This is a genomic window from Shewanella nanhaiensis, assembly GCF_019457885.1.
In the GTDB taxonomy this organism is placed as follows: domain Bacteria; phylum Pseudomonadota; class Gammaproteobacteria; order Enterobacterales; family Shewanellaceae; genus Shewanella; species Shewanella nanhaiensis.
Genome location: NZ_JAHZST010000002.1, coordinates 508,133 through 522,656 on the forward strand (window position 1 = coordinate 508,133; position 14,524 = coordinate 522,656).

The 14,524-nt window shown below is 44.1% G+C and carries 10 protein-coding genes and 2 rRNA genes; 6 read left to right on the forward strand and 6 right to left on the reverse strand.

The features are described 5' to 3' along the window. Nucleotides 1–16: 16 nt before the first annotated feature. The gene (locus tag K0625_RS04550; protein ID WP_220108571.1) at nucleotides 17–961 is read left to right on the forward strand and encodes a LysR family transcriptional regulator; all 945 of its coding nucleotides are present in this window, start codon (nucleotides 17–19) and stop codon (nucleotides 959–961) included. 305 nt (nucleotides 962–1,266) lie between these two features. Here K0625_RS04550 and K0625_RS04555 read toward each other — a convergent pair whose 3' ends face one another. Continuing rightward, complete coding sequence (locus K0625_RS04555) at nucleotides 1,267–2,154, reverse strand: radical SAM protein (RefSeq protein WP_220108604.1); 888 nt, start codon at nucleotides 2,152–2,154, stop codon at nucleotides 1,267–1,269. Nucleotides 2,155–2,990: 836 nt separating this feature from the next. Here K0625_RS04555 and K0625_RS04560 point away from each other — a divergent pair. Together K0625_RS04560 and K0625_RS04565 are read left to right on the forward strand one after the other, a co-directional pair. After that, a complete protein-coding gene (locus K0625_RS04560; protein WP_220108572.1) occupies nucleotides 2,991–4,913 on the forward strand; it encodes a multiheme c-type cytochrome in 1,923 nt (640 codons plus the stop codon). Between the two features lie 285 nt (nucleotides 4,914–5,198). Next, nucleotides 5,199–7,157, forward strand: a complete 1,959-nt coding sequence (locus K0625_RS04565) for a S9 family peptidase (RefSeq protein WP_220108573.1) — start codon at nucleotides 5,199–5,201, stop codon at nucleotides 7,155–7,157. An 85-nt stretch (nucleotides 7,158–7,242) separates the two neighbouring features. On the opposite strand, the gene K0625_RS04570 is transcribed toward K0625_RS04565, so the two are convergent. The 3 genes from K0625_RS04570 to K0625_RS04580 all read right to left on the reverse strand — a co-directional run bounded on the left by K0625_RS04570 (nucleotide 7,243) and on the right by K0625_RS04580 (nucleotide 10,313). Then, entirely contained in the window at nucleotides 7,243–8,256 is a 1,014-nt protein-coding gene (locus tag K0625_RS04570) for a DUF4382 domain-containing protein (protein ID WP_220108574.1), read from the reverse strand. Between the two features lie 285 nt (nucleotides 8,257–8,541). Continuing rightward, nucleotides 8,542–9,270, reverse strand: coding sequence for a YebC/PmpR family DNA-binding transcriptional regulator (locus tag K0625_RS04575; protein ID WP_012327096.1), 729 nt, complete (start codon nucleotides 9,268–9,270; stop codon nucleotides 8,542–8,544). A gap of 113 nt (nucleotides 9,271–9,383) precedes the next feature. Beyond that, complete coding sequence (locus K0625_RS04580) at nucleotides 9,384–10,313, reverse strand: LysR family transcriptional regulator (RefSeq protein WP_220108575.1); 930 nt, start codon at nucleotides 10,311–10,313, stop codon at nucleotides 9,384–9,386. A gap of 97 nt (nucleotides 10,314–10,410) precedes the next feature. Here K0625_RS04580 and K0625_RS04585 point away from each other — a divergent pair, with 97 nt between their 5' ends. From K0625_RS04585 to K0625_RS04595, 3 genes are all read left to right on the forward strand, one after another. Next, complete coding sequence (locus K0625_RS04585) at nucleotides 10,411–11,466, forward strand: HlyD family secretion protein (RefSeq protein WP_220108576.1); 1,056 nt, start codon at nucleotides 10,411–10,413, stop codon at nucleotides 11,464–11,466. Nucleotides 11,467–11,468: 2 nt separating this feature from the next. Further along, a complete protein-coding gene (locus tag K0625_RS04590) occupies nucleotides 11,469–13,049 on the forward strand; it encodes a DHA2 family efflux MFS transporter permease subunit (protein ID WP_220108577.1) in 1,581 nt (526 codons plus the stop codon). Nucleotides 13,050–13,126: 77 nt separating this feature from the next. Further along, nucleotides 13,127–13,582: a GNAT family N-acetyltransferase gene (locus tag K0625_RS04595; protein ID WP_220108578.1), complete on the forward strand. Its 456-nt coding sequence runs from the start codon at nucleotides 13,127–13,129 to the stop codon at nucleotides 13,580–13,582. Nucleotides 13,583–14,143: 561 nt separating this feature from the next. Here K0625_RS04595 and rrf read toward each other — a convergent pair. Beyond that, nucleotides 14,144–14,259: ribosomal RNA gene (gene rrf, locus K0625_RS04600) — 5S ribosomal RNA — on the reverse strand. Between the two features lie 158 nt (nucleotides 14,260–14,417). Then, nucleotides 14,418–14,524 (reverse strand): 23S ribosomal RNA (locus tag K0625_RS04605); the annotation flags it as partial.

A 14,524-nucleotide genomic window follows, 5' to 3' on the forward strand; every position in this document is an offset into this window, starting at 1 on the left:
TAGGCAATATTAACTTATGAATCACTCAGATCTAAAAATAATCCAAGGATGCGATCTCAACTTACTGCTGAGCTTAACTGTACTGATTGAGGAGGGAAGTGTTTCTAAGAGTGCCGAACGACTCGATATCTCTCAGCCAGCCATGAGCCAGAACTTGAAAAAGATCCGTAACCTGTTTGATGAACCTCTTTTCGTTAAACATGGTCAAGGGATCAAGGCCACCGAAAAGGCTCGCTCTTTATTACCTGGCTTACAGGAGTGGCTGGAGATGAGTAGCCGACTCATTTTACAAAAAGCCTTCGATCCTAAAGAGGTTTATGGCGTTGTTCGCATCGCCTTTATCGATACCATGACCGCAGAAATAGTTCCTCAGCTCCTTGAGATGGTGATGCAAGCCGCCCCCAATGTTGAGCTAGAGTTTATTCATAAACCTAAACATATGTTTTCAATGCTCGAGTCCGGTGAGTTAGATCTCTGTATCGGTGGCACTGAAACGCCACCAGCCAATATTTATGGTCGCAAGATAGGTCTGGAAAGATTCTGTATCGCCTCTAGTCCTACTCATCCCATCAATCAGTTAAGTAACCCAAGCTTAGCCGATATATTCAGTTTCGAAACCGCCGAATATTCGGCTTCAAATGCCGCAGAGCCACAGATAACTCAGTTAGCACAAGCAAACAACTTAAACCGCAAAGTGAGCTTTTCAACCAGCTCAATGTTAGTGCTTAGAAACGGACTATTGGCTGGAAAACATATCGCATTTATCTCCGATATCGTTACCCAAAACCCCTACTGGAAGGAGAAACTCTCCATCATAAAACATGAGGAACTTCCCGAAGTTGAGAGCACTTTATATTGGCACGCAAGAGTGCACCAAGATCCTTTAGTTCAATGGTTTAAAAATAGATGTCTGGATTTAGCGTCAGGTTTCAGAGAGCAGGGACTATACCAACCAGCATAAAGATTTGATCGCTCAGCGAGAGTTTAGCGGTTCTGAGGCAAGGTCCTTAATTGCTCCTGCATTAATGACATTCACCACATCCATGTGGTTTGCAAAGAGTGAAGAGCATAGTTATTCTACGGTCAAGCTCGTTAACACAGCATCAGCACCGCTAAAACTCGCCTGTAAGGAGTGCTTTTGGCTGCCTACTTCTGTGTTGAATGAACTTACAAGGGAACAACCATTATCTCATCCATTCGCCTTGAATTAGTTTGCCAAAAACACTCTGAGTAGAGCAACTTCTTATACTGATTGGTATTAACTCCTCATAATCCTCTTTGCCACTCCTTTCTCAGACCTGTTTGTAACGGGTTGCTAATCGCTTGCTCTACCTCAGCCAGCAACCTTGGCTTATCTTTACCTAGTGTGCCCTTAAGCACCAAATAGTTAGATGCATGATCCGAGCGAAATATCGTTCTTTCTAGCTCAAGATGACCAAGTAAAGTGTGCATCTCCTTAAACAACTCAGCTTGATTAGGCTGTGAGAAGTGACCATCGAAAGCCGAGTCCATTCGCTCAGTACCTAAAGGCAAGGTGACCACCAAAGTCGACAGATATTCAGGTTGCGCCTCATTCATCAAGCGCGCAGAGTGAATCGCATGTTGCTGGGAAAGCTCACTGCCACCTAAACCGTTTAATATCATCACTGAGGACTTAATCCCCGCCGCTTTTATCTTTAACAGTGCAGTTAGAGATGATTCATAGGTCTCCCCTTTCTCTATCCGCTTCAGCACCTCATCATCACCGCTTTCACAGCCAATATAGAGTAGAGATAGACCCAGCTCTCGCAACCTAGTTAGCTGCTCAGGTGTCTTATTCTTCAGATTTCTTGGCAAGCAGTAGCTGCTTATTCGTGTCACGCTAGGTAGATGTTCCTGGATCAGTAAGCAGATCGCCTCCAAACGCTCAAAAGGGAGGCTCATTGCATCACCATCAGCAAGAAATACCCGAGTGATATTTTGACCAGTATTGGCTACTGTTTTTATTTCCTCTGAAATTTTATCTAATTTTTGAGCTCGAAATCGTTTTTGAGGTGCCGTGTACATATCGCAAAAGGTGCACTTATTCCAACTGCAGCCATTAGTCACTTGTAAGATCAGGGATTTCCACTCAGATGGTGGACGAAATACAGGTTCAATATAGCGCAACAAAATAATCTCCTTTTACTAAAGACACTAGAATACAAGCGGTTTGTAGAGAATGATATGGCTAACTTAACCTTAATTTAATTTTGATTTAATTAGCATTGGTTAAACTATAAGCGTTCAGAATTAATAGACTGATTCTGCTCCTCTCCGAGTGCCTTTAGGTATCACGAGATACACCTAACCGTGTAAAGAAACAGGTAGCATCGGCCTGCATACGTAAAATAAGAACTAGGCAAACAAACAATAAGCTCAAGACAGACGAAGCACTAAGTGTGTTAGCTAAAAGCTAACGACTTTCACCCTTGCTTAAAACGTTTGCATCGATTTGACCATCGGCGCTTATATGTCACTGTTTGTTTCTTGGTAATCCGACAAAAAGTTTCGCCCTTGCTAGCCGGGTGAATCAAATAATAGCAAGGATACTGAGTTATTGAATAAGCAGCTGAGTAACAGATGTCCATGTCATCGAGGGGCACCGAAAATTGGTGCCCCTTTCATTTATCTACACCAAGTAAACCGCCCCTCTTCTACAAGCTATTATAATTAAAAGAAAATAATTCCCCAACCTGAACAAGAGCATTAAAAACCCGATCAGATCTTCAGCTAGATTTCAGTGTACATTCATAGAAACATCTGTACAAAAACTCATCTAACCTCATCATTTTGTAGCTTTCGATTTAATACCTCTTTAGTAGTAAGTTTCTAGCCTTATTTTATCACTCTAAACCTTTGACCCGGGTCAAAAAAACACCCGTTTATTCATTGCCATCAACACAAAGTCATTAAGGTAATAAACGGGGGCAACGGGATCTTAATTATAAAAATGAAATTTTGGAGTGACGATGAAAGTGTTAAATAAGCGTTATTTAGCCTTAATTGTGGCCGCAGCAATAGGGGTGAGCGCCTGTGGCAGTGACGGTAAAGATGGTAGCGATGGAGAGGATGGAACAAGCCCGCTTCCTCCCACAGTAGATTCATCTCAAGTGACTAATGTTAAGGTACTCACACACACGCTAGAAGAGGGTCTAGTTAAGTTTGAATTTGAGGTTACTAATGAAGCAGGCTTATTAATTACCGGCCTTGAAAAAGCCAATGCTGAAGTTGCTGAGCTCACTGAAAAAGGCATTGCCCGTAGCCGAGATAATTTTGAGGGAGAGATATTAGGCGGCAGTGCAAGCGAAGCTAGCGAAGGGGCAAGCCTTACCGAGATAACAGCGGGTCACTATGAGTTTGTTGCACCAATGGCTTCGGTTAATAGCGCAACAGAAGGCTTAATTCGCTTAGCCGTTGGTGGCGGCGATAATATTGCAAAGTCTCGTTATATTATCGTTGATAAGAGTGACAAGATACACACCACCTCAACTGCAACCTGCCACTCTTGTCATACCGACTATGCCGCGTCACATCTAAAGCACCCTAGTTATACAGCAATTAACCCTGAAGGCGAGACAGATTTAGTCGCAGGCTGTATGACCTGCCATGGTAATATCGCCCGTGATGATGGCGGTTACGCCCGCAATACTATGCAGAAGATTGGACATATCAATCATCAAAAATTTGAAAAAGATTTTGCCCCATCAAACTGTTATACCTGTCACGAAAAACCTATTGAAACAGTCTACTCTCAGCAAACCTGTATCGATTGCCATGACACTGCCAATGTTGAAACTACGACATTAGCCGCAACATTCGACGCCTTTAACAATGGAACCGACATGCGCTTGTTCCATAAACAGGTTTCTGAACGTGCAACCCTACGCGAGGTTCATTACACAAAGACATCGGCCCCTTATATTAACGAAACACTAGAGTGGGACAACTACCCCGATGGTGGATGGTGTACCGATGTAGCCCTATTTAACACTGAAGGGGAAACTGAAACTCAACTTAACATAGCGACACTTTATGCTGATGGCACACTGACTTATGCTGGCGCCTACATCCATGGTTATCAAAATGACTCACTCGTTGGTCGTCCAAGCCCTCGTGGAGCAGATCAATATATAGAGAATATCGATGGTAGCCGCTCTATCTGTTACCCACATCTGGATGGCTTAGACACTCACTATCGTCTCGCAGATTTAACAGCCAGTACCCGAGTTACATTTAAGCAGCAAGATGAAGATGGCGGCTATGATGGTGTCTCATTAACAAGCTACTCGGATGTTGTCGATCATGCGGGGCTTAAGACTCAAGCATTCGAACGTCGTCATAGCGTCACAGCTAATAGCTGTACCACTTGCCACACCAACGAGACCAACTACCATAAAAATGGCAGTTATAACGAAGGTGGAAAGGATTGTGTCGCTTGCCATAACAACGGCCAAGATCGCAAGGCTGGATTCTCAGCACCTGGCTTTGGACCTATGGTACATAGTATGCACTGGGGTATAGGTAGTAAAGACTCAGAGGGTAACGCTAACTCTGCGACTAAGCTTAACGCTGAAAACTGTGTTTCTTGTCACGCTGACGGCATCGACTTGAATGCGATTCCAAATCAGTTTATCCGTGCGAAAGCATTCCATCCTACTGAAGATGGAAATGGTGATGCAACCAAGATGGCTAGCCCAATTACGGCTAACTGTTTTGCTTGCCATAACGATGATTCAGCACTGAACCATATGATTCAGCAAGGTGGTTCAATTGATGAAGAAGTGGTAGCCGATTGGTATACTCAACCAACTTCTGAATCATGCGCAACTTGTCACGCCGAAGGTAAGTCTTACGGCATCGAGAAGTTCCATATTTTTGAGCGTTCATTTTAAGCAAACAAACGGCCCCTAGGTCTCAACGACTAAAGGCGACCTTAAAATTACCACTTTCATCGAATATGAGTGGTGCACTTCTACTTTGAACAAGGGGGGATGGAAAATGGCTACCCTGCAGGCTGTCACTTCCATCCCCACTTTATCCAAATCCCCCACTTGCTGGCTTTCTGTTAGTTTAAGTTTACACAAGAGAAAAAACGCCTCTATATATCAAAGTGATAATTCGCCTTTATCCTCATTTTCCACTAGGTTAGAACATTTGAGATATTAATAGAGGGAAATATGAAAACATCTCGTCACCTCAGCGCTATAGCGCTCTCCATAACCTTAGGGTTAGGATTAAGTGCTTGCTCAAACTCTACCAACAACGCAGCATCGGCAGTAAAAGATACCGTTATCGCCCAAAGTCCCGTACAGAAATATGATGCTAAGACTTTTTTCGAGACGACCACCTATTTTGGCTCCTCCTTCTCTGCTGACGGTAGTTCCATCTTAATGGGCTCAGATCAGAGCGGAATTTTTAATCTTTACAAGATGGATATTAAAACCGGAAAACAGACAGCACTAACAGACTTTAAAGACACCACCTATCCCGTCTCTTGGTTTCCGAATGATGACCGCGTCTTATTAACCCAAGATGATGGCGGTAACGAGCTCTATCATCTATTTGTCCGTGAAACTGACGGGACAGTAAAAGATCTCACCGATACCGAAAACACTCGGGCGAACTTTGTTAACTTCACCAATGATGGTGCATTTTTCTATGCAACCACCAATGAGCGTGATCCTAAGTTTATGGATCTATACCGCTATGATGCTAAAAGCTACGAGCGCACCTTAGTGTTTGAAAATAAGCTAGGATTCGAAGTCGCTGAGGTATCTCCCAACGGACATTTCGTCTCACTCGCTAAGATGCATACCAACAGAGACAGTGACACTTACCTACTGGATTTAAGAAAGCGCACATCTAAACCAAGCATTATTAGCGAGCATACAGAGCCGGCAAACTATAGCCCAATGACATTTTCACCAGACAGCAAGCAGCTCTACTACTCAACGGATGCTAAAGGTGAGTTCTCCCAAGTTTGGCAATATGATCTTCAATCAGAAAAACATAGTCTAGCGATTAAAGATAACTGGAATGTCCGCTTCGTCTACTTCTCAGAGTCAGGTAAATACCGTGTCTCAGGCGTGAATGCCGATGCCAGCACACGTATCACCATCTTAGATACAGCAACAGGCAAAGAGGTCGTTTTGCCTAAGCTGCCAGCTGGCGATCTTCGTAGTGTAAACTTTTCCAAAGATGAACAAACGGTGTCGTTTTATATCAACTCAGATACCTCCCCCTCTAACCTTTTCGTCTGGAAGATGGGCAACAGTTCAGCAAAACAGTTAACTCAAGCGCTAAATCCGCAGATTAACCCAAAAGATCTGGTTGCAAGTGAAGTGGTGCGCTTTAAGAGCTTCGATGGTTTAGAGATCCCAGGCTTACTCTTTAAACCTAAAGGGGCTAGTGCAGAGAATAAACGTCCAGCGGTTGTCTTTGTTCACGGCGGCCCTGGAGGGCAAAGTCGCACAGGTTATAGCGCCATGCGTCAGCACCTGATTAATCATGGCTATGCAGTGTTTGCGGTGAATAACCGAGGCAGCTCAGGTTATGGGAAGACCTTCTTCCACTTAGATGACAAAAATCATGGAGAGAATGACCTACAAGATATCGTTTATGGTAAAAACTACCTGCAGAGCTTAGATTGGATTAATGCGGATAAGATAGGCGTCATGGGTGGTAGCTATGGTGGCTACATGACCGCTGCTGCACTGGCATTTGAGCCCGAGGAGTTTAAAGTTGGCATCGATATCTTTGGGGTGACTAACTGGGTTCGCACCCTAAACTCTATTCCACCTTGGTGGGAGTCATTTAAAAAAGCCCTCTATGATGAGATGGGTGATCCAGCCACAGACGCAGAGCGCCACAGAGCAATATCACCACTCTTTCACGCACAAAATATCACTAAACCTCTGATGGTCATTCAAGGCGCAAACGACCCTCGAGTGCTTAAAATTGAGAGTGATGAGTTAGTGGAAAAAGTGAAGCAAAATGGTGTGCCAGTAGAGTACGTAGTATTCGATGATGAGGGACATGGTTTTAGTAAGAAAACTAACCGTATCACAGCATCTGAAGCCTATGTCGACTTCCTGAACACCTATCTTGATACTCCCAATAAGATGGCAGTTAAGTAGTTAAATCGCTTTCTATACGGCACAAGGCACTCATTTGAGTGCCTTTTTATTTAATCCAACCCATATTAAAATATGAAAGCTGTGATTAAGTTTTAGGCTCGAAATCTCTCTCCGTGCTTGCTTCATTGATTACAACCACATCTTGCTCATCAGTGTAGATCACAAATGGAAAGTCACCCTCAGCACCGTTAGCGGCATCAGCATCATCATTATTGGCAAGACAGGTGTAGCCTAAACTATAGGTACCCGCAGCCACGAAACCAAACTCATACTCCAGTACTTCAACACCATCTTCTAACACACTGTTGACTCGTGCCGATGCTATTGGAGCAACTTCAGACTCAAGATAATCAACACCCTCACCTCTAAAATCTGCCATATTAGCTAGCGCAGTTGAACCGGGGTAAAGATAAACTGCTTCAGCAAAGTCAGACCCTCCAGCTTGCGCTTCACAATTATCATGCACGCTCTGGCTAATACCACCTTCAACTCCTCCCACTTCCGAAACATTAACCAACTGCACAGAGGTAGGTTTTAGCGTCCAGTAATCCTTATTCCCATGGGGGGCCTGAAGTCCCTTAGCAAGTTCAAACTCTGCAACAAAGGTGTTAGTTCCCGCTGCAATGGTAAAAGCTTTATTGAAGAATAAGCGACCGGTATCGGCTTCATCAGCCCCAACACCACCACAACTACCGTTGCTGTTAGTCACTAGACCTAAAGGACCATCAACTGTCTGCACATAGGAACTATCAGTACTGGCGGTTTCATTATTCTTCATATAGATACACATCTGATACTCACCCAGAGGAACAGACTGGCCACTAACTAGAGTTTCAACCTCCTGACCCTGGACAGTTAACAGATCAACCTGCTTTAAACCACCATCATCGGACACATTAAAAGAGAAGGTATTGTCACTACTCTTTAAGACAACCTGTTTAAAAGCCACATTTACCACTTCGGCATCAGCCGGATTGTCAGACACACCAAGAGCAAACTGACCAGAAGTGACTGGCGGAGTTGAGCTATCATCACTGCCGCCACAAGCACTGAGCAGAGTGGCTATTGTGATCGCAACAAAAGAGAGGGAGTATTTCATAGTAAGCCTTTATATCTGCATTATTTTAGAACTCAAGTTTAGAACTCAAGCTTTCCCTATTGGCCATAGAGAGGCCTCAGAAAAACTCATCAATAACGTTTGGGTTAAAAACACATTATAGTGTTCAGATCAAGTAACTCCAAACCTAGGGGCTCTACCAGCGGCATAGGTAATGAGTCTATTAGTGAACACTGTGAGTATAAAAACAAAAAAGCCCAATCAAGTCTGATACTTGATTGGGCTTCGAACATCTAACTAAGTTAGCAAGACACTATGTAGCTAAGTTTAATCTTGAGGTAACTCTGCATTGTGGTAGACGTTTTGTACATCATCACAATCTTCAAGGGCAGCGAGGAACTTTTCAAACTGCTCAATCACTTCTGGATCGGTAATATCTGTCATCGTTTGAGGAACGAAAGTGATCTCCTCAACTTCAAACTCCGCTTCTGAGTTCTCTTCAGTTAGCGCAGTTTTAGTCTTGTAAAACTCTGTATGTGGGGCGTAGACAGTGATCATGCCATCTTCTAGCTCAACATCAGTCACATCGACATCAGCCATGATAAGCATCTCTAGCACCGCTTCTTCATCTTCACCTTTGAAGACAAAAACAGCTTGGTGATCGAACATATGACCTACGGTACCTGGACCACCTAACTTGGCATCATTCTTTACGAACGCTTGGCGTACTTCGGTAAAAGTTCGCTTACCGTTATCTGTTAAGCAGTCAACAATAACCATGGCGCCGCCTGGACTGAACCCTTCGTAGCGTGCAGTTTCATAATCTTCACCACCACCGCCTTTGGCTTTGTCGATGGCACGCTCAATCACATGAGCTGGAACTTGATCTTTCTTAGCTTTGGCAATCATCTGACGAAGCGGCAGGTTACCGTCGGGGTCGAAGCCACCATTTTTAGCGCAAACATATATCTCTTTACCATATCTAGAGTAAAGTCTGGTCTTCTGACCAGCAGTTTTAGCCATAGACTCTTTGCGGTTTTGGTATGCTCTTCCCATCTTGCCCTATCTCATAAACTAAAAAAATTATCTGCAATATTAGCAGCTTTATTAGGCTTTTTGCACACAAGCGCTTTTTAATTTAATAATCTTTGACTTTGCTTAGTAAAATTTCAATTTAATGAGACAAAATCCGGCACTTCCAGCAACTGATAGTCAGGATTTCGGCCCATCGCCTGATAAATATACTCAATAAATACCTGATACTTTCGCGGTAGATAAGCCCGTTGCGGCGTGCTCATGGTTATTTTAGTTTGCGCCAGAGGGTAATCCTCAAGAAGAGGAAGTAACAGCTTCTCATCCAATGCCTGCTGCGCAATAAGAGTTGGTACTATGGTTATCCCTAGCCCTTCAATGGCCGCTTCACGTGCTAAGGTCACATTATTCACCGTTAACTGTGCCTCGGGCTCTTGGGTAACCCACTCTTTCCCATCAAACAGCGTCCAACTTCCATCAATATGGGTCGATTTTAATTTTATCGCTTTATGTTTGCTAAGATCTTGCGGCACTTTAGGGGTGCCATTGCGAGCGAGATAAGATGGACTCGCCATCAGCATCTTATCTGTATTTATCATCTCATAAGTTTGCAGATTGGGATCTGACATAGAGGTGATCTGAAACAGTACATCAACTCCCTCAGCAACCACATCAACATTCCGATTGGTGAGCTCCGCATCTATGGTGATATCTGGGTAGTGAGTCAAGAACTGAGCAAACACCCTACCAAGAAATAGTTGTCCCAACTCAATAGGGCAAACAATGTTTAGATTTCCTTTCACCATCTGTTGATTAGAACTGAGCTGATCTTCTGCATTTTGTAGATCAGCCAATATACGATGTACCCGGTTGTAATAGGCATTTCCTGCATCGGTAAGCTTAAGGGCTCTCGTTGTACGAAATAGCAGCTGAACACCGGCATCGGCTTCAAGCTCAGCAACCTTACGGCTCACAGTCGCCTTAGTTAGCCCCATCACCTTAGCCGCTGCGGTAAAACTGCCCTGCTCAACAACCTGAGCAAACATCTGCACGCGATTTAAATCCATTATTGTTACACCCGTGAAACAGTAGATTGAACTTTAACTATCTAATAAATATACAGTGACAGTAGTAGACTATAAAGCACTAATCAAGGAGTCATGAATGTCCAAGAGTAAATTATATATTGCAGTCCCACTCATCCTTGCCCTCTTAATCAGTGGCGGCTTCTACTGGTGGACCCAAGTACGCTTTATCGAGTCTACAGATAACGCCTATGTTGAGGCTGACATATCCCATATCAGTGTGAAGGTTCCTGGCTATGTGGTGAGAACAGACATTACTGATAACCAACATGTTGAAATGGGACAACTGCTGGCACAACTAGAGGATAATCAGTATGAAGCCAAAGTCACACAGAGCCAGGCGGCACTCGAGAGTGTCAGAGCTGAACAGCAAACATTGGCAGCCAAAGTTACATTGCAAGATGCACTTATTAATCAAGCAGCTGCAGGTGTGAAAGCCGCAGAATCAGATCATCTACGGGCCGAACAACAGCTCAATCGTACCCTCAAGTTAAAGGTGAAAAATTACAGCTCACAGGATGATGTGGATCAGATGCAGGCAAGCTTTGAATCCGCTATCGCCCATCTTGATGAAGCTAAGGCAGCATTAATCGCTAAGCAGCAAGAGCTAGCGGTATTAAAAGCCCAATTACAGCAAGTTGATGCAAATGTGGTACAGGCTAAGGCTGGCCTTAAGCTTGCTGAGATACAGCTCGCAGATACTCAAGTACGCGCACCATTTTCAGGGATCATCGGCAAACGTGGTGCGATGAAAGGTCAATATGTTCAGCCAGGTCAAGCCCTCTATAGTTTGGTACCGGATGATGCTATGTGGATAACGGCAAACTTTAAAGAGACCCAAATCCAACACATGCAAGCTGGTCAACAGGTGAAAGTCACACTCGATGCGTTTCCCGACAAAGCCTTTACAGGTGTTATCGATAGCCTCTCTCCAGCTTCCGGTGCCAAATTTAGTTTATTGCCCGCAGAAAATGCCACTGGCAACTTCACTAAGATAGTTCAGAGAATTCCAGTGCGGATCCGCTTAGCAGTCAATCAAGAGGTGAGAATTGTTCCAGGGCTAAGCGCTGTCGTAGAAGTTGATACCCATGAAGCGTCCACAACTTACGCCATTGCTGCTAACTCAGGTTATTAAAGGTGAGTAGTTCTACAGCAAGTTTACATAAGTCCCAAGTGACCCCCCAAGGCTTTGAGTCCGGCAGTCTGCGTTCCTGGGTCGCTGTCTTTGCAGGTTTAATTGGCGCATTTATGGCGATACTGGACATCCAGATCACCAATGCTTCAATGAAAGAGATACAGGGAAGTTTAGGTGCAACTTTAGAGGAGGGCTCTTGGATAGCAACCGCTTATCTGGTAGCAGAGATGATAGCCATACCTCTTTCTGGCTGGCTAAGCCAAGGGCTTTCAGTTAGACGTTACCTTCTCTGGACAACAGCTTTCTTTATCGGCGCATCACTCCTGTGCTCAATAGCTTGGAATCTAGAGTCCATGATCGCCTTTAGGGCAATGCAAGGCTTCTTCGGTGGTGCACTAATCCCCTTAGCCTTTCGACTAATCCTCGAACTACTCCCCGAAAATAAGCGCGCTGTAGGCATGGCGCTTTTTGGTGTAACTGCAACTTTTGCTCCCTCAATCGGCCCAACATTAGGAGGCTGGTTAACTGAGCAATTTAGCTGGCATTACCTTTTCTATATCAATGTTCCCCCAGGATTAATTGTAATGGGAATGCTCGCCTATGGGCTGGAGAAAAAACCGGTTCTCTGGGACACATTAAGAAATATCGACCTCTCTGGCATAATTACCATGGCGCTTGGCATGGGTTGTTTAGAGGTGGTATTAGAAGAGGGAAACCGTAAAGATTGGTTTGGTTCAGATCTTATCCGCGATCTCACTATTATCGCCGTAATTAACATTACTCTTTTTGTCTATATCCAGCTAAAAAAAGAGGAGCCACTAGTTAACCTTCGCTTATTAGGCCAGCGAGATTTCGCCATCTCAACCATTGCCTATTTTCTATTGGGTATGGCTCTTTTTGGTGCCATCTACATGATCCCCCTCTATTTAGCACAGATCCACAACTACAGCCCATTAGATATAGGTGAAGTGATCATGTGGATGGGGTTTCCTCAGCTACTGGTGCTGCCATTTATACCAAAGCTTATGGAACGGTTCGATGGTCGCTATCTGGCAGCATTTGGCTTCGCCATGTTCTCGTTAAGCTATTACATGAATAGTCATATGACAGCAGATTATGCAGGTGATCAGATGATCGCCTCACAAATTGTAAGAGCCCTAGGACAACCTTTTATTCTGGTTCCAATAGGGATCATAGCAACCATGCATATCAAACCTCATGAGAATGCGTCGGCCTCAACTGTGCTAAACGTTATGCGAAACTTGGGAGGCGCATTTGGTATCGCACTAGTATCGACCCTAACCGATACCCTCTCAAGAGGTCATCTTGCCCACATAAAAGAGACACTGACCGCAGTAAACCCAATGGCAAACGAGTACCTAAATCAAACAACGAGCATCTTAATGCAAGCGGGATCAGATCCCGTAACAGCATCCTCGCAGGCTGCTGCAATGCTTGGAAAAACCATGACTGAACAAGCCTATATCCAAGCCTACAATGATGTGTTTTTTATTATCTCTGCACTCCTGCTTATTGCAGTCGTTGCTGTACTCTCGATTAGAAGACCGATAAAAGAGCAATAGATAAAGGGGGCTTTGTAATAAGCTTTTTGTCTACTCCAGTGTGATGTACACTGAATTTTTCTAGAAAGGAGGTAGATATGCAGTGGAGTGTTCTGACTTTTAAACAGCTCAATCTTGATGAGTTATATGAAATATTAAAGCTAAGGGTCGATATTTTTATCGTCGAACAAAACTGCCCCTATCCAGAGCTAGATAATAAAGACAGAGATCCACAAACTCGTCACCTAATAGGACGAAATAATCAGGGCGATATCGTCGCTTATGCACGTATACTCGCACCAGGAGTGAGCTACCCTGACTCCAGCATTGGCCGAGTCGTTGTAGCAGAGCAAGCTAGAGGTGGCGGAGTTGCCCACTCCTTAATGCAAGAAGCGATATCCTTAGCGACTCAGTATTGGCCTGAAAATGATATCCAACTAGGCGGACAGGAGTACCTTAAAGACTTCTACCAAAAACTAGGATTCAATCCTGTATCAGAGGTCTACCTTGAAGATGGTATCCCCCACCTAGATATGCTTTATAAGCAGCATTAGCTAAAAAACTGATCCTCACCAAAACATTGACACTACCCGCCATTGCCTTTCTTCGGCATCCCAGCTGCTAAGGTATTTATTAATCCTAGACATAAGATCGAGGAAGTGTCGATTATGCAAGACTATAAGAAAATAAGAGGTACGAAGCCATGGATGGCTGAAGGTAGAATAATGCAGGAGCACAATTATCGGGAGTAAGGCAGGAGCAGTTACCGAGGATGTAGAGCCGAGGAGCATCATGTCAAGCTGCATGCGAGGTAGGTATTGCACGTACGTGCTTGAGTGGGTATGCCAATAAAAAGTGATTTCTTACGCATACCAAAGGTGCCTTCCAATGGCCCAGCTGCGAGCCAGCTCTCCACGTTCAGAGCCAACATCAAGCTTCGCTTGATAAGCGTAGGCGCATCACCCTACCATTTATTATGCCCTCTGAGTACACATGGAAATCTGGCATGCTCAACATGCGCTATCTATTTCCACATGTTCGAGTGGTCATTTTTCCAGGCTAAAAACGAAAAAAGCCCTAGCGTTTTATGCTAGGGCTTCTTCACTTAAATAGGCGCCTGGAAATGACCTACTCTCACATGGGGAGACCCCACACTACCATCGGCGCGATTGCGTTTCACTTCTGAGTTCGAGATGGGATCAGGTGGGACCACAATGCTATTGTTTCCAGACTAATTTGGTAAATTTGAAAAGCTTCTAAATAATTGGGTTTAGTACACGGATGTACTGTATGTCATAAATGCAGGAGCATTTTATGACCAACTTAAATCAAGTTCGTATTCTTTTGTGCTTGTAACACCAAAGTTGATGTAAAACCCATCTGGGTTGTATGGTTAAGCCTCACGAGTCATTAGTATCAGTTAGCTCAACGCCTCACAACGCTTACACACCTGACCTATCAACGTCCTAGTCTCGAACGGCTCTTTAGAGGGATTT